General features: G+C 71.4%; 16 protein-coding genes. 7 read left to right on the top strand and 9 right to left on the bottom strand.

Annotated features, from left to right (window positions below; all coding sequences use genetic code 11):
* Positions 1 to 6: 6 nt before the first annotated feature.
* Positions 7 to 1,320: an MFS transporter gene (locus AOA12_RS09780; RefSeq protein ID WP_054682400.1), complete on the bottom strand. Its 1,314-nt coding sequence runs from the start codon at positions 1,318 to 1,320 to the stop codon at positions 7 to 9.
* 55 nt (positions 1,321 to 1,375) lie between these two features.
* Between AOA12_RS09780 and AOA12_RS09785 the strand changes: the two genes are divergently transcribed.
* Positions 1,376 to 2,011: a formylglycine-generating enzyme family protein gene (locus tag AOA12_RS09785; protein ID WP_054682401.1), complete on the top strand. Its 636-nt coding sequence runs from the start codon at positions 1,376 to 1,378 to the stop codon at positions 2,009 to 2,011.
* A gap of 128 nt (positions 2,012 to 2,139) precedes the next feature.
* On the opposite strand, the gene AOA12_RS09790 is transcribed toward AOA12_RS09785, so the two are convergent.
* The gene (locus tag AOA12_RS09790; protein ID WP_054682402.1) at positions 2,140 to 2,700 is read right to left on the bottom strand and encodes a TetR/AcrR family transcriptional regulator; all 561 of its coding nucleotides are present in this window, start codon (positions 2,698 to 2,700) and stop codon (positions 2,140 to 2,142) included.
* Between the two features lie 50 nt (positions 2,701 to 2,750).
* On the opposite strand from AOA12_RS09790, the gene zapE reads away from it, so the two are divergent.
* Entirely contained in the window at positions 2,751 to 3,821 is a 1,071-nt protein-coding gene (gene zapE / locus AOA12_RS09795) for a cell division protein ZapE (protein ID WP_082406132.1), read from the top strand.
* A 67-nt stretch (positions 3,822 to 3,888) separates the two neighbouring features.
* On the opposite strand, the gene AOA12_RS09800 is transcribed toward zapE, so the two are convergent.
* Complete coding sequence (locus AOA12_RS09800; protein ID WP_156366451.1) at positions 3,889 to 4,593, bottom strand: hypothetical protein; 705 nt, start codon at positions 4,591 to 4,593, stop codon at positions 3,889 to 3,891.
* Positions 4,594 to 4,629: 36 nt separating this feature from the next.
* Between AOA12_RS09800 and AOA12_RS09805 the strand changes: the two genes are divergently transcribed.
* Entirely contained in the window at positions 4,630 to 5,175 is a 546-nt protein-coding gene (locus tag AOA12_RS09805; RefSeq protein WP_054682405.1) for an HdeD family acid-resistance protein, read from the top strand.
* A 22-nt stretch (positions 5,176 to 5,197) separates the two neighbouring features.
* Here the strand turns inward: AOA12_RS09805 and AOA12_RS09810 are convergent, their stop codons facing one another.
* On the bottom strand, positions 5,198 to 7,192 hold the full coding sequence (locus AOA12_RS09810) for an alpha/beta hydrolase family protein (protein ID WP_054682406.1): 1,995 nt from the start codon (positions 7,190 to 7,192) through the stop codon (positions 5,198 to 5,200).
* A 4-nt stretch (positions 7,193 to 7,196) separates the two neighbouring features.
* Positions 7,197 to 7,979, bottom strand: a complete 783-nt coding sequence (locus AOA12_RS09815; protein ID WP_054682407.1) for an SDR family oxidoreductase — start codon at positions 7,977 to 7,979, stop codon at positions 7,197 to 7,199.
* A 133-nt stretch (positions 7,980 to 8,112) separates the two neighbouring features.
* Between AOA12_RS09815 and AOA12_RS09820 the strand changes: the two genes are divergently transcribed.
* From AOA12_RS09820 to AOA12_RS09835, 4 genes are all read left to right on the top strand, one after another.
* Positions 8,113 to 8,583: an NfeD family protein gene (locus tag AOA12_RS09820; protein ID WP_054682408.1), complete on the top strand. Its 471-nt coding sequence runs from the start codon at positions 8,113 to 8,115 to the stop codon at positions 8,581 to 8,583.
* A complete protein-coding gene (locus AOA12_RS09825; protein WP_054682409.1) occupies positions 8,580 to 9,527 on the top strand; it encodes an SPFH domain-containing protein in 948 nt (315 codons plus the stop codon). The genes AOA12_RS09820 and AOA12_RS09825 overlap by 4 nt, the downstream gene beginning before the upstream one ends.
* Positions 9,524 to 10,297: a glycerophosphodiester phosphodiesterase family protein gene (locus tag AOA12_RS09830; RefSeq protein ID WP_054682410.1), complete on the top strand. Its 774-nt coding sequence runs from the start codon at positions 9,524 to 9,526 to the stop codon at positions 10,295 to 10,297. Before AOA12_RS09825 ends, AOA12_RS09830 begins: the two co-directional genes overlap by 4 nt.
* Positions 10,298 to 10,413: 116 nt before the next feature.
* On the top strand, positions 10,414 to 10,788 hold the full coding sequence (locus tag AOA12_RS09835) for an RNA polymerase-binding protein RbpA (protein WP_054682411.1): 375 nt from the start codon (positions 10,414 to 10,416) through the stop codon (positions 10,786 to 10,788).
* A 3-nt stretch (positions 10,789 to 10,791) separates the two neighbouring features.
* Here AOA12_RS09835 and lnt read toward each other — a convergent pair whose 3' ends face one another.
* From lnt to tatA, 4 genes are all read right to left on the bottom strand, one after another.
* Entirely contained in the window at positions 10,792 to 12,327 is a 1,536-nt protein-coding gene (gene lnt, locus AOA12_RS09840; RefSeq protein ID WP_197281160.1) for an apolipoprotein N-acyltransferase, read from the bottom strand.
* Between the two features lie 55 nt (positions 12,328 to 12,382).
* Positions 12,383 to 14,791 (bottom strand): DEAD/DEAH box helicase, encoded by a 2,409-nt coding sequence (locus AOA12_RS09845; RefSeq protein WP_054682413.1) that lies wholly within the window; start codon positions 14,789 to 14,791, stop codon positions 12,383 to 12,385.
* The gene (gene tatC / locus AOA12_RS09850) at positions 14,788 to 15,543 is read right to left on the bottom strand and encodes a twin-arginine translocase subunit TatC (RefSeq protein WP_054686940.1); all 756 of its coding nucleotides are present in this window, start codon (positions 15,541 to 15,543) and stop codon (positions 14,788 to 14,790) included. The genes AOA12_RS09845 and tatC overlap by 4 nt, the downstream gene beginning before the upstream one ends.
* A gap of 66 nt (positions 15,544 to 15,609) precedes the next feature.
* Complete coding sequence (gene tatA, locus AOA12_RS09855; protein ID WP_054682414.1) at positions 15,610 to 15,855, bottom strand: twin-arginine translocase TatA/TatE family subunit; 246 nt, start codon at positions 15,853 to 15,855, stop codon at positions 15,610 to 15,612.
* Positions 15,856 to 15,858 lie beyond the last annotated feature (3 nt).

Below are 15,858 nucleotides of genomic sequence, written 5' to 3' on the forward strand. Positions count from 1 at the left end.
GCGCGCTCACGTCGTGCGCGGCTCGTCGAGTCCCATCAGGATGCGGGTGCGCTTGCGCTCCACGAGGATGAAGGCGGTCCCGAGCAGCCAGAGGGGGATCTGGGTGAGGAAGGCGATGCGGAACGCGTCGAGCGTATAGGTGTCGGGCGTGCCCGCGCCCTGGATGTCGAGGGCGAGCCCGATGAGCAGCACGGCGGCGAGGGCGGCCACGAACCCGCCGACGTTCGTGAGGCCCGTCGCGGTCGAGAGCCGGTGGGCGGGGTTGTGCGTGCGCGCATGGTCGAAGGCGACCATCGACGCCGGGCCGCCCGTGCCCAGGGCGACGACGAGCACGATGAGCAGCCACATCGGGGCGGGCCCGGGCCACAGGATCACCGCGAGCCAGGCGACGAGCTGCACGGCGATCGTCGGCAGCACGAGCGCCAGCGATCTGCGGTGCGGTACGCGGCGTGAGACCTCGCCCATGACGGGCCCGAGCGCCATGCCGACGAAGACGTAGAGCGACGTGATCCCCGCCGCCTCGGCGAGCGTGAGCCCCTCGCCCGCGGTGAGGAAGGGGACGCCCCACAGCAGGATGAACGCGGTGCCCGCGAACGGCGTGGTGAAGTGCGACCAGAACGCGAGACGCGTGCCCGGATGCGCCCAGGCCGCGCGGATGCCGGTCCGCGCGTCGACCTGGGACGTGACGACGCGCACGGCGCCGGTGGTCGTGTCGACCGCGACGTCCTTCTGCCGTTCGGGCGGATGGTTGCGGATCAGCACGAAGACGAGGACGGTGAAGAGCACGCCGAGGCCCGCGACGCCGCCGAACGCGACCGACCAGCTCGTGGCGTGCAGCAGGGCGGCGAGCGGGACGAGGGAGACCAGCTGACCGCTCTGGCCGACGATGCCGGTGAGCTGCACCATGAGCGGCGCGCGATGCATCGGGAACCAGGTCGCGATGAGGCGCAGCACCGACGGGAAGACGGCCGCATCGCCCGCGCCCAGGAGGATGCGTGCGACGAGCGCCATGCCGACGTTCGGCGACAGCGCCATCATCAGCTGGCCCACGGCCATGAGCGCCATGCCGATCGTCATGACGGGCCGGGCGCCCCAGCGGTCGAGCACGACGCCGATCGGCACCTGCATCCCGGCGTACACGGCGAGCTGGACCACGGCGAACATCGAGAGCGTCGACGCGTCGATGCCGAAGCGACCCGCGGCATCCACGCCGACGGCCGCGAGCGACGTGCGGTTGGCCACGGCGAGCACGTACCCCGTGACGCCGACCGTCCAGATGAACCACGCCCGCACGGCATGGGGGTCGTTCGGCTGGGTCACCCCACAACGCTACTCTCCGATGCCGACCGGTCTCCGCACCGCTAGAGTCGTCGGCGTGGTGGACATCGAGCTCGCGCGCATCGCCGGCGGATCGCTCGCGCAGGGACGTCCGCGACGATCGGTCGCGGTCGACGACTTCGAGCTCGGCGTGTTCCCCGTGACGCAGGAGGTCGTCGCCGAGCTGCTGGGGGAGCCGGTGTCGCGCCCGCGCGTGCCGGCCACCGGCCTCTCCTGGCTGCGGGCGATCCGGCTGTGCAACGCCGCGTCCGAGTGGGAGGGGCTCGACAGCGCCTACTCGTTCGACGGCGAGGACGTCACGTGGCACCGCGACGCCGACGGCTATCGCCTGCCGACCGAGGCGGAGTGGGAGTTCGCGTGCCGCGCCGGATCGACGGGCGCCCACTACGGACCGTTGCGGGAGATCGCGTGGACGAGCGCCGACGGCGTGTCGTCGCCCCGGCCGGTCGGCCACCGGCTGCCGAACCTCAACGGCCTCTTCGACACGCTGGGCAACGTGTGGGAGTGGTGCTGGGACCTGTTCGACGCGGATGCCGGGGGAGCGGAGCGCGTGCTGCGCGGCGGCAGCGTCGCGGTCAGCCCGCTGAGCGTGCGCGCCGACCTGCGTCGCGGCGCCGCGGCGCGACGGGGCGGCAGCGACATCGGCATGCGGCTGGCGCGCGGCGCGTCGTAGACCCTCTCGTTCCCGAGGAGATCGCGCCTTCCCGACGGCGGACGCCCGGCGTGTCGCTCCTCGGGAACGACGTCGTCCTCGGGAACGACGTCGTCCTCGGGAGCGCAGGCCCCGGCGATCGGCCGGTGCTACCGGAGCAGCCGTTCCACGGCATGCTGCGTCGCCGCGCGGTCGTCGCCCGCGTCCTCGCGCGGCGCGAACAGCAGGCTGAGCAGCCGCCCCATCAGATAGTCGACCAGATCGTCGGCCGCCGGCGATCCGGGCGGATGCCCGAGCGCGACGACGAGCCCGCCGGCCAGCTCGCGGGAGAAGAGACTGCCCATCAGGCTGCGCCGGAGCGCCGGCACCTCGGCGACCTCGGGAAGCAGGGCCACGACCGCCAGCGCGTGCTCCCGCCGTCGCGTGGCGAGGTCGTGCAGCTGGTCGGCGATGAACGCGGATGCCGTGCCCGGCGTGAGCGGATCGGGCGCCGCCGCGGCGTCGAAGGCCGTGCGGGAATGGTGCCGGATCCGCTCCACCGCGGCGGACACGAGCGCGTCGCGGGTGCGGAAGTAGTAGGACGTGGACCCCGCGGCGATGCCCGCCTCGCGGTCCACGGCGTGGTGGGTGAGAGCGCGCGCGCCGCCGCGCGCGAGGATCGCGATCGCCTGATCGGCGATCAGCGGTCGACGGTCTCCCGGGCGGGCCATGTGGCATCCTCCTGTTACTCTATGTTTGTAGAGTAACAGGAGGATGCCACATGCGCTTCCGGCGTCGAGGATCCGGTCCAGAGGGACAGCCGAGCAGCATCGCATCGGCGACGTCCCCACGATTCCTGTGCGCCGTGCACGCCTCGGGGCTCGCGTTCGACGAGGCGCAGCGGTCCGCGATCGCACGACTCGCCGAGCCGCCGACGCACGGCTTCTATCTCTGGGGCCCGGTGGGGCGGGGGAAGTCGGTGCTGCTCGACCTGTACTACGGGGCCGTGCCGACCTCTCGCAAGCGGCGCTTCCATTTCCATGACTTCTTCCGCGACCTGCAGGCCGAGATCGCGGCGGCACGGAAACCCGTGGAGGCGTCGATCGGCGGCATCCTCGGGTCCGCGCGCGTCGTGCTCTTCGACGAGTTCCATGTCCACGACGTCGCCGACGCGGTCTACCTGACGACGACGCTCGAGGTGCTCGCAGCGCGCGGAATCCTCCTTCTCGCCACCTCGAACGACGAGCCCCGCGGGCTGATGCCCAACCCGCTGTTCCACGAGCGGTTCCTGCCCGCGATCGCTCTGATCGAGTCGCGCCTCGACGTCGTGTCGATCGGGTCCGGCCGCGACTATCGCCGGGACGTGGCCGGCGGCTCGGGCTTCGGGGGAGGGAGCTGGGAGGTCGACGCCGGGGCGCCGGGTGGGCAGCCTGCGGGCGGCGTCGACCTGACGATCAACGGGCTGGTCGTCCGCGCTGCCGCCGCGGACGGGACGGCCGCGACGTTCACCTTCGCGGAGCTGTGCGACCGGCCGCTCGGCACGGGGGAGTACCTGCGGCTCGCCGACCGGTTCGCCCGCATCCGCGTGCTCGCCGTTCCCGACCTGTCGTCCGTCGGATGCGATCCGCTCACCCGGCTGTGCCGGCTCGTCGACGTGCTGTACGACCGCGATCGGCGGCTCGACGTCCGGGCGGCCGGCGCACCGCGCCGCATGCTGGATGCGAGGGAGCCGCCGCTCGACGCGGCCCGCACGCTCAGCCGCCTCGCGATGCTCGAACCCCGACGCGAGGGTGCTGGTTGTTCTCGCGAGGGTGCTTTCACCGGAGGAGGGGAAGCACCCTCGGCGGGATAGCTGGCACCCTCGGCGGGATAGATGGCACCCTCGCGGGTTCGTTGCGCTCAAGCTGACATAATGTGCATTATCGGCGAATGGTGACATCGCAGGAGAGATCGCGGTCCGTTCGCTTCGGCAGCGTGAACTCGAGCGTGGCGGAAGGACCGAAGCCGGCGCGATCGGCGTCGTACGAGACGTGGAGCTCGTCGCCGTCGTCGACGAGCGTGTACGCGCCGTCCTGGAACGGACGGTATCCGTCGTCGCCCCCGATCCACTGGACCGGCGTGGCGAGAATGCCGTCCGTCCTGTAGACGGTGCCGGTCCCGAGCAGCAGGAACGATCTCTCCTGCACCACGTAGCCGGTCTCGCATCCGTCGCTGACCAGCGGCACCACCGACGCCGAGGACGCGAGCCAGAACGCGAGCAGGGCCAGGAACGAGGCGGCCATGGCCGCGAGGCGGGCGGGCACCAGGAGGAGCAGCCACGGCCCGCGCACGGGGATCGCGCACAGTCCTACGACGAGGCTCGACAGCGCCGCGAGCACGGCGAGACCGGTGATCCGGGCGGAGTCGAACGATCCGATCAGCACCGTGACCTCGTCGTCGGACGCCGCGGCGATCGTGAGCACGGTCGCCAGCGCGGTCACGGCGGCCGCGAGCACGACGCCCGCGACCAGCGCGATCATCCTGCGCGCACGGACGGACACGAGGCCCGACGACCGCTCGAGCCGGTCGGGCGCCGACGCGCGTGCCTCTCGCCCCGGTGCACGCGGCGGGTCTAGCATGGGCATCGCCACCTCACAGAACGGTCCGGGAAAGAGGCGCTCATGTCCATTGTGCTCGACAAGTCAGAGATCAACGCGATCCGCACGGCGCTGGGTGTCGGCGGTGTGCTCGCCCTCATCGCCGGAATCCTCATCCTGGTCTGGCCCGGCAAGACGGCGATGGTCGTCGCGGCGATCATCGCGATCTACGCCATCGCCGCGGGGCTCGCCTACGCCGGGCTCGGCATCTTCTCGAAGCAGAAGGGCGGATGGGCGCGCATCGGGCACATCCTGCTCGGCCTGGTCTTCATCGCCGCGGGCATCGTCGCCTTCGCGAACCTCGGTGCCACGGCCCTCACACTCGCCGTCTTCATCGGCGTGCTCGTCGGCATCATGTGGATCATCGAGGGCGTCGTGGCGCTCTCCACGCTGAGCGCCGCACCCTCGAAGGGCTGGACGATCTTCTTCTCGATCATCTCGATCATCGCGGGCATCACGCTGCTGTTCTCGCCGGCCTTCGGCGCGGCGGTGCTGTGGTGGCTGCTCGGGATCTCGGCGGTCGTCCTCGGGGCCATCCAGATCGGACGCGCCTTCACGTTCGGCAAGTGAGCGCGGCGGCGTCACCGGCTCCTCACACGGGCAGGTGACGCCGCCACCACTCGAGCACGGCGTCGAAGCGCTGCACGCGGTGCCGCGGCTGCCCCGATCGGGTCAGTTCGTGGTCCTCCCCCGGGAAGATCAGCATCTCCGTCTCGACGCCCCGGCGCTTCAGCGCGGTGTAGTACCGGGTGCCCTGTTCCAGCGGACACCGGTGGTCGAGCTCGGAGTGGATGACGAGCGTCGGCGTCGTGACACCGCCGACCGCGGCCAGCGGGCTCTGCGCCGCGATGCGGGTCTCGTCGGTGCCGACGTACTCGTCGCCGAAGTAGGAGCCGATGTCGCTCGTGCCCTGGAAGCTGAGCGGGTCGAGAAGCCCGCGCTCGACGATCGCCGCGGCGAACCGATGATCGTGAGCGGTGATCCACGCGGTCAGGTAGCCGCCGTACGACCCGCCCATGATGCCGAGCCGCGCGGCGTCCACGCGCGGGTCGCGCTCGAGCACGCCGTCGAGGAAGTCGAGAACGTCGGTCATGTCGACCGTGCCCATGCGCTGCCGGATGCTCCGGCCGTGCGCGAGACCGTAGCCCGCACTCCCCCGCGGGTTGCAGTACGCCACGGCGTATCCCGCGTCCACGAGCACCTGGGTCTCATCGAACACGTGTATGCCGTACTGGGCATATGGGCCGCCGTGGATCTGGAGGACGACGGGGAACGGCCCCTCCCCCTCGGGAACGGCGAGCCAGCCGTGCACGGGATACCCGTCGCGCGCCGGGACGACGTGTTCGGCCGGTGTGACGACCGACCGCGCGCGCAAGGCGGCGGAGAAGTCGGTGACGGCGCCCTCGCCGACGACCACCAGCTCGCCGAAGCCCTCCGGGGTCGCCACCGCGGCGACGATCGTGCCGTCGTCGGATGCCGCATGCCCGAGCACCTCGACGTCGCCGTCGAGAACGGTACGGAGGTCTCCGCCGCGTGTGAGCCGCATCAGCGTCACGCGGCCACGGGCGCGGTTCTGCACGAGCACGTCGTCGCCGAGGAACGACAGGTGGCTGCCGATCTCGCCGGGGTCGACGACGTCCGGGTCGGTCAGCCGGCGCGGGCCGGCGTCGTTGAGCATCCACACGGCCAGCCGCGGCCCGACGAAGTCGACGCCCGACTCCCCCACGTGATGCGCCACGACGAAGACGTGACCGTCGGGGGCGACCTCGACGTCCTGGATGCTCAGCTGCGAGGCGACGCCGATCCGCTCCCGCACCGCGCCGTCGGCGATCGCGATCGAGACGAGCGGCGTGCGCAGGTCGCGGCGATCCCGCTCGATCGGCTCGTGCACGGTGAGCACCTCCGCGCCGTCCGCCGAGAACGCGACGCCCGCGTGCGAGACGTCGCCGAGGGTGAGCTGACGCGACGTCGGGACCGCCGTGCGAGCCGTGTCATGCGAAGGCGCCGCGTCATGCGAAGGCGCGGCGGCGGGCTCGTAGCGCGGCTCGTCGCCCAGCGAGGGCACGTCGACGACGAACACGTGCGCCGGCCGGTCGGCGATGTAGCCGACGCCGTTGGCGAGCCAGCGGATGCCGGTGATGCGGCGCGGCGGCTCGTGCGCGGCATCCACGCCCTCGACCGTGCCGTAGCGTCCGTGCTCGGCGACGCGGGCGGTGTACGCGATGCGCGCGCCGTCCGGCGACCACGCGAAGGCGCCGACGCCGCCGTGCGCGTCGGTGAGCCGAACCGCCTCGGAGCCCGACGCGGCGACGAGGAAGAGCTGCGCGCGACCGCGGGCGTCGGGGCGCAGGAAGGCGACCGTCAAGCCGTCCCGGGAGAGCCGGGGAGATGAGTCGGCGACGCCGAGCGTGAGCCGCCTCGGACGCGAGCCGCTCCGATCGCCCCGCAGCTCGACACGCCAGATCTGGCCGACGTACCGATTCGCCTCGAGCGACGGCCGTGAGGTCGCGAACAGCGCGAACGAGCCGTCGGGCGCGAGCGCCGGGCGTCCGACCGCGATCAGATGCTCGATGTCGGTCGGACGCATCCCCTCACTCTCCGTCGAAGAACGAGGTGTCGCCCACGAGGCGCGTGTTGTCGGCGGGCACCGGGTCGACGGCGGCCCGGGCGACCTCGGCGGCGAACTCCGACACGTTGTAGAGCTTTCCCGCCGACTCGCGGCGCGAGGCGATGGCACCGGGGCTGGCCCGCTCCAGCAGCGTCGCGGTGATCGTGCCCTCGATCATGTCGCCGGAGACGACGACGAACTCGATGCCGCTCTCCGTCAGCCCCGGGATCCGCTCGCGCAGGGCGTCCTCCCCCGCCCGCTTCGACAGGGCGACCGCCTCGTACTCGGGCATCGTCGGCGTCGTGCGGATGAAGTGCGCCTGGTGGCTCGTCACGAACACGACGCGGGATGCCGGCCGCCCGTCGTCAGCGCCGTGCAGCAGCGGGAGGGCGTGGTCGAGCACGCTCAGCTGCGCGTCGCGGTTGAGCGTGAGCGCGTAGTCCTCGGCCATGCCGCTCTCCATGCCGCCGGAGGCGTTGAGCACGAGGACGTCGAGGCTCCCGAAGGTCTCGGCGACCTGCGCGAACATGTCGGCGACGGATGCCGGATCGGTGAGGTCCGCGCCGACGACGAGCGCCTGCACGCCGAGCTCGCGCAGCTGCGCGGCGAGCTTCTCCGCGCGCGGCGCCTTGTTGCGGAAGTTGATGACGACGTTCGCGCCAGCCTCCGCGAAGTAGCGGACCGTGTCGGCGCCGATGCCGCGGGACGAGCCCGTGACGAGGGCGGTCCTGCCGCTGAGCGTGCCGGCGGGGATGGGCTGGGACATGTGAGCTCCTGCTGCGTCTGACTGCTGCGTCTGGGTCGGGCCGCCGCGCAAGGGCGGACCTACCGACACTATCAACGCATCGTGTCGACGGCGGGTGTTAGGGTTCGATCAACCTCCCCGGAAGGAGTACGCCGTGCTGCCCGATCTCACGCAGTTCCTGTGGATCGCCTGGCTCGTGCTGGCGGTGCTCTTCGTCATCATCGAGCTGCTGACGCTCGAGTTCACGTTCCTCATGCTCGCGGCCGGCACGCTCATCGGCGGGCTCGGCGCGAACCTCCTGGGGTCCGTGTGGTGGCTTCAGATCCTCGCCGCGGCGGCGGTCTCGGCGCTGCTGCTGTTCACGATCCGACCCCTGCTGCTGCGCGCGCTGCGCCGGTCGAGCGCGCTCGTGCCCACCAACGTCGACGCCATCTTCGGCCAGCGCGGTCGCGTGGTGGCGCCGTTCGTGCACGGCGAGGGCTCGGTCAAGCTCGACAACGGCGAGACCTGGACGGCGCGGTCGTCGACCCTCGATCTCGCCTCGGGGGACGTCGTGACGGTCGTCGCCGTGCGCGGCGCGACCGTCGAGGTCTCCCCCATCCCACAGGAAGGAGAGCCGGCATGATCGACGTCGGCGCGTTCATCGGACAGATCTTCATCGCTGTCCTGCTGGTGGTGGTGGCGATCTTCGTGGTCGTCGTCATCTTCAGGTCCATCCGCATCATCCCGCAGGCCTACGCCGGCGTCGTCGAGCGGCTCGGCCGCTACCAGCGCACGCTCTCGCCGGGACTCAACCTGCTGGTGCCGTTCATCGACCGGCTGCGGCCGCTCGTCGACATGCGCGAGCAGGTCGTCTCGTTCCCGCCGCAGCCCGTCATCACCGAGGACAACCTGGTCGTCTCGATCGACACCGTCGTCTACTTCCAGGTCACCGACGCCCGCGCCGCGACCTACGAGATCGCCAACTACCTCAGCGCCGTCGAGCAGCTCACCACGACCACCCTGCGCAACGTCGTCGGCGGGCTCAACCTCGAGGAGGCGCTGACGAGCCGCGACGAGATCAACGGCCAGCTGCGCGTCGTGCTCGACGAGGCGACGGGCAAGTGGGGTCTGCGCGTCTCGCGCGTCGAGCTCAAGGCGATCGACCCGCCGGTGTCGATCCAGGACTCGATGGAGAAGCAGATGCGCGCCGAGCGCGACCGCCGCGCGGCGATCCTCACGGCCGAGGGCTCCAAGCAGTCGCAGATCCTGGAAGCCGAAGGCCGGCGCCAGGCGGAGATCCTGCGCGCCGAGGGCGACAAGGAGGCCGCCGTGCTGCGCGCGCAGGGCGAGGCGCAGGCGATCCAGGCGGTCTTCGACGCGATCCACGCGGGCAACCCCGACGACAAGCTGCTCGCCTACCAGTACCTGCAGACGCTGCCCAAGATCAGCGAGGGCGCCTCGAACAAGGTGTGGATCATCCCGAGCGAGTTCACCGAGGCGCTCAAGGGCTTCAGCACGGCCTTCGCGCCGCGTCCGCCGAGCGACGGACTGCGGAGGTCGGGCCCGGCCGGCACGGGCTCCTCGTGACGCATCCCTGGTTCGGCGGCGTCACGGCCCCGCGCGCGCTCGCGCATCGCGGGTTCGTGCCCGCCGACGCCGAGGACGTCTCCGAGAACTCGCTCGCGGCGGTGGCCGCCGCGCACGCGGTCGGGGCACGCTACGTCGAGTCCGACTGCCACCTGACCGCCGACGGGGCCGTCGTGCTGTTCCACGACGACACGCTCACGCGCGTGACGGGCGACGCCCGTCCGATCGCCGACGTGACGCACGCCGAGCTCGAGCAGCTCATGGCGACGCGCGGCGGCCTGCTCTCGCTCGAGCAGGCGCTGGACACGTTCCCCACCCTGCGGTTCAACCTCGACGTCAAGGCGGCCGCGGCCGCCGAGCCCGCCGGGCGCATCGTCGCCCGCCACGCCGATCGCGTGCTGCTGACGAGCTTCTCCGACGCGCGCCGTCAGGCCGCCGTCGCCGCCTGCCGGGCCGCGGGCGGCGACCCGGCCACCTCGGCCGGGCGGGCCACCATCGCGCGGCTGCTCGCCGCCGTCGGCGTGCGCTCGAGGGCGCTCGTGCGACGCGTCCTGAGCGGGATCGACGCCGTCCAGCTGCCGCCGCGACAGCGCGGCCTTCCGATCGTGACGCCGCGCCTGATCGATGCCGTGCACGACGCGGGCGTCGAGGTGCACGTGTGGACGATCAACGACGCCGACGAGATGCGCAGGCTCCTGGACCACGGGGTCGACGGCCTCGTCACCGACCGCGTGGACGTGGCTCTCCGCACGATCGGAACCGTCGGATAGAGCCTCCTCCGACCCGCCCCTGAGCATCACCTGTGAATGCAGTGGTACCGTCGAAGGTTGGGATGATGCGCACAGGTCCGAACGCTATACCTGTGTGACGACGAGAGGACCACACAATGGCAGATCGCAGCCTGCGCGGCATGCGGCTCGGCGCTTCCAGCCTGCAGAGCGAGGAAGGCGTCGTGTTCCATGAACGCGCGAACCACACCTATGTCTGCACGCAGTGCGACCGTGAGACGGTCATGACGTTCGCTGCCGACGCAGAGGTGCCCGACACCTGGGAGTGCCGCACGTGCGGTGCGGAGGCGCGACGTCGCGTCGGCGACGATGTCGTCGAGGTCGACCACTCGGGCGACAAGGCCGCCCGCACGCACTGGGACATGCTCATGGAGCGCCGGACGATTCCGGAGCTCGAGGAACTGCTCGAGGAGCGCCTCGCGCTGCTCCGCGAGCGCCGCGGCGCGGCGCGTCAAGAGCGCCTGAGCGCCTGACGTTCACGAAGAGCCGGTGTCGGTCCCCTGGGGGCTCGGCACCGGCTCTTCGCGTCGCCGGCGCACGAGCACGCCCGTGGCGAGCAGGGCCAGCACGCTCCCCCAGCCCACGACGAGCTGCACCGCGAAACCGATGACCACGGCCGGTGTCCGTCCCTCGCGCAGCGGCACGTCGGTGACCATCGCGCCGGCGACGTCGGCGTCGAGCGCGTCGAGCTCGCGTCCGTCGGGCGCGATCACCTGGCTCGTGCCGACCGTCGAGATGTTCACGACGGCACGTCCCGTCTCGATGGCGCGCATGCGCGCGAACGCGAGCTGCTGCAGGTTCTCGTCGGTGTCGCGGAAGTCGGCGTTGTTGGTCTGGAAGACCAGGACCTGGGCCCCGTCGCGCACGCCCGACCAGATCACGTCGTCGTAGATGACGTCGAAGCAGATCGCCAGGCCCACGCCGACGCCGTCGACGTCGAAGAACGGCGGGATGGTGCCGGGCGTGTACTCGCGCTGGATGAGGTCGATGAGGTCCGGGGCGAAGAGACGATAGAACCAGCGGTCGGGCACGTACTCGCCGAAGGGCACCGGCCGCGTCTTGTCGTGCATCGCGACCGGGTTGTCGGAGCCCGCGACCCACAGCATCGACGTGTTGAAGATGTCGTCGCCGCGCCGCGTCGCCGCGTTGAGGAGCAGCGGCGCGTCGAGGCGCTCCGCGAGCCGGTCGAGCTCCTCGGCCACGTCGACGTTGTTCGTGGGATCCGCGTCCACACCCCCCTCGGGCCAGACCACGACGTCGAGGTCTTCGCCGACGAGCGGGAACGTCGCGGCGCGCTGCGCCTCGAACACCGCGTACGGGGCCCGGGTGTCGAAGTACGCTGCCGGACCGTTGCCCTGCACGGCCCCGACGCGCCACGTGCCGGCGTCGGCGGTGGGGAACGCCGGCACGGCGACCAGCGCCACCAGCGCCGCCAGCGCGGGCACGCCGCCGCGCCAGTGCGCCGTGCGCCGGCATCGCACGGCCTCGATCGCCGCCGCGACGGCGAACACCATGACGAACGTGAGGCCCGTGACCCCCAGCCACGACGCGAGCGCGGCGAGCGGGCTCTCCGACTGGCTCATGCCGATGCGGCCCCACGGGAAGCCCGTGTACGGCCACGTGCCGAGCCACAGCTCGCGCGCCGTCCACACCCCCGCGACGAGCAGCGGAAGCCCCAGGACGCGGCCCGTCGTGCCGGGCGCGACGCGTGGCATCCATCGGTAGGCCAGCGCGATGCCGACCGCGCCGACGGCCGACAGCAGCGATTCGAAGCCCGCGAGCGCGAACCAGGGCAGCACACCGAGGTAGCGGCTCGTCCACGAGACGTGCGTGAACCAGAAGGACGCCGCGAACGCGAGCCCGACGAGGAACGCACCGCCGGCGCTCCGGCCGATCAGCGAGACGAGCGAGAGGCCGACGCCGACGAAGGCCAGGGGCCAGACGCCGGCGTCCGGGAAGGCCAGATCGAGCGCGAGCCCGCCGGCCACGGCGCCGAGGAGCGCCGCCCACATCGGAAGGATCGGGCGGGGGGTGTCGGGCACAGAACGAGCCTACGCGAGCGCGGGTCTACACCGAGCTGTACGCGACGATGCCACGGCGCACGGCGTCGACGGCCCGGTGCGCGGTCGACGCGATCGGCCCGTCGGCGGTGCGTGCCAGCTGGTCGAGCAGGTCGATCGTCTGCTTCGCCCAGCGCACGAAGTCGCCCGCGGCGAGGTCGGTGACGACGAGGGCGCGATCGAGCGAGCCGCCGCGCGCCCAGCCGTGCATCGCCTCGGCGAGGCCCGTGGCGACGGGCTCGGAGCCGGGCAGCCGGTGCTCGCGCTCGAGGTCGTCGAGCTGCGCCCACAGCGTCTGCGTGGCGTCGAGCGCGCGCCGGAAGGGTCCGCGCGGCAGCGCGCGCATGTCGGTCTCGGCGCCCTCGCGTCGCGGCTCGTAGACGAGGCAGCATGCCATCGTCGCGAGCCCCGCCGGATCGAGATCGTTCCACAGGCCTCGGCGGAGGCACTCGGCGACGAGCAGGTCGCGTTCCCCGTAGATGCGCTTCATGGTGGCGCCCGCGTCGGTCAGCCGCGTCGTCCCGTCGGCGTCGATCGCGACGTAGTCCAGCTCGGCGAGCACGTCGACGACGCGGTCGAAGATGCGCGCGACGGTGCCCGTGCGCGTCTCGATCTCATGCCGCTTCTTGTCGATCTGGCGCTTGAGCTTCGTATAACGCTCTCCCCAGCGCGCGTGGTGCTCGCGGTCGGGGCAGCTGTGGCAGGGATGCCGCTGCAGCCGTCGGCGCAGCGACGCCACCTGCTGCTGTCGCTCGTGCTGCTGCCGCTTGGACGCCGCGCGGTCGGCACGGTTCAGCCGCTCGACGTCGCCGAGCTCGCGGCGCAGCGCCGCGTAGGAGACGAAGTCGCCGCGGTCGCACGCCATCGCGGTGACGTAGCCCTCGAGCGACTGCTCGCTCTCGCGCACCTGCCGCGCCAGCCCGACGACGGCACGATCGGCCTGGAACTGCGCGAACGACGACTCCAGCAGCTCGCGGGCACGTTCCCGCCCGTACCGGTCGATGAGGTTCACGGCCATGTTGTAGGTCGGGCGGAAGCTCGAGTTCAGCGGGTAGGTGCGGCGGGATGCCAGCGCGGCGACGGCCTGCGGGTCGACGCCGTCGCGCCACTGGATGACGGCGTGTCCCTCCACGTCGATGCCGCGCCGCCCCGCGCGTCCCGTCAGCTGCGTGTACTCCCCCGCCGTGATGGGCACGCGCGCCTCGCCGTTGAACTTCTCCAGCCGCTCGAGCACGACCGTGCGAGCCGGCATGTTGATGCCGAGCGCGAGCGTCTCGGTCGCGAACACCACTTTCACGAGGCGGCGCTGGAAGGCCTCTTCGACGATCTCCTTGAAGACCGGGAGCAGGCCCGCGTGATGCGCGGCCATGCCCCGCTCCAGGTTGTCCTTCCACTCCCAGAAGCCCAGGACGCCGAGATCCTCGTCCCCCAGGTCGTAGGTGCGCTGCTCGACGAGCGCGCGGATCTCGTCGCGCTCCTCGCGCGAGGTGAGACGCACGCCCGCGCGGCGCAGCTGCTGCACGGCGGCGTCGCAGCCGGCCCGGCTGAAGATGAAGAAGATCGCCGGCAGCAGCGTCGCCCGTCCCAGCAGCTCCACGACCTGGGGACGGTCGATGCGCTCGGCACGGACCGGGCGCGGACGGGGCGCGCCACGGTGTCCGCGGCCCCTCGCGCCGCCGGCCCCGCCGACCGAGCCGAGCCGGAGCAGATCGCGGTTCACGCGTGCGGACGGGCCGCCGCCGGTGTCGAAGAGCGGCAGCAGGTCGCCCCGCACGAGCATGTGCTGCTCCAGCGGCACGGGACGCGTCTCGCTGACGATCACCTCCGTGTCGCCGCGGACGGTGTCGAGCCAGTCGCCGAACTCCTCCGCGTTCGAGACGGTCGCCGACAGCGACACGATGCGCACGTGCGGCGGAAGATGGATGATGACCTCTTCCCAGACTGCTCCGCGGAAGCGGTCGGCGAGGTAGTGCACCTCGTCCATGACCACGTAGCTCAGGTCGTCGAGCGCCGACGAGCCCGCGTAGATCATGTTGCGCAGCACCTCGGTGGTCATCACGACGACGCGGGCGTGGGCGTTGACGCTCGTGTCCCCGGTCAGGAGACCGACCTCCCCCGCTCCGTAGACGTCCTGCAGCTCGCGGAACTTCTGGTTCGACAGCGCCTTCATGGGCGTCGTGTAGAACGCCTTCTCCGTCACGGTGCGCATCGTCAGGTCGATCGCGAACTCGCCGACGATCGTCTTCCCCGCCCCCGTGGGCGCCGCGACGAGCACGCTGCGGCCGTCCTCGAGCGCGTGGCACGCCGCCACCTGGAACGGGTCGAGCTCGAACCGCTGGCGCGCCGCGAACGACGCGGTCAGCGGGTGTGCGCGGGCGGCCTCGGCGCGTGCGTAACGCGACGCCGCGTCGGTCACGCCGAGGGCTCCAGGAGCTTGGGAGCGCGCTTGGCCCGGCGTCGGTCGAGGAGCAGCGTGAGACCGGCGGCGAGGAAGTACAGCACCGTGAGCACACCAGCGAGCAGGAGCATGCTCGGGATGTCGGCTGCGGGCGTGGCGAGACCTGCGAACAGGCACGCGATGAGCACGGCGGTGCGCCAGCCCTTCGCGATGGCTTTTCCGCTCATGATCCCCGCGAAGTTGAGAGCCACGAGAAAGACGGGGAGCACGAACGCGATGCCGACGGCGAGCACCAGCTTGAAGATGAAGTCGTAGTAGAGCTTCGCGTCGTAGTTGTTCGAGGCGAAGTCGGTCGTGAAGCCCGCCATCACCTCGATGATGTGCGGCATGACGAGCCAGCCGACGAAGGCCCCCGCGAAGAAGAGCGGAATGGCGGCCGCTGCGAACCCGATCGTGTAGCGGATCTCCTTGCGGGTCAGCCCAGGCATGAGGAACGCCCAGATCTGCCAGAGCCAGATAGGCGCCGACAGCAGGATGCCGACGGCGAAGGAGATGCGCAGACGCTGGTCGAACGCGCCCGTGATGGTCGTGTACATGAACGACACGTTCGCCTCTTCGCCGCGGAGCTCCTGGACGATGCGGACCGGCTCCGTCATCGCCACGATGATCGGATCCGTCAGGATGAACGCCACGATCATGGCGACGACCATGCCGATCGCCGAGATGATCAGGCGCTTGCGGACCTCTCGCAGATGATCTGCGAGCGACATGCGCTTGTCGCGCAGCGGAACGTCGTCCGCTTTGACCTGCGGACGTTCGTCAGTGGCCACGTCCCGCTATGACTTGGGGTCGCTGGCGGGCGGAGCCGGCGGGTTCTCGGGGCCGGCCGGCGGGGTGTCGGCCGCGGTGTTCTGAGCCGTACCCTGCGTCTCGTCGTCCTTCATCGCCTTCATCTCGCCCTTGAAGATGCGGGCGGACTGGCCCATGCTCTTCGCCAGGGCGGGAAGCTTGGCGGCACCGAACAGCAGCAGGATGACGATCAGGATGATCCACAGGTGCGGACCTGCGAAGAGATTGCTCATGAC

It is taken from the genome of Microbacterium sp. No. 7, from assembly GCF_001314225.1.
Lineage (GTDB): Bacteria > Actinomycetota > Actinomycetes > Actinomycetales > Microbacteriaceae > Microbacterium.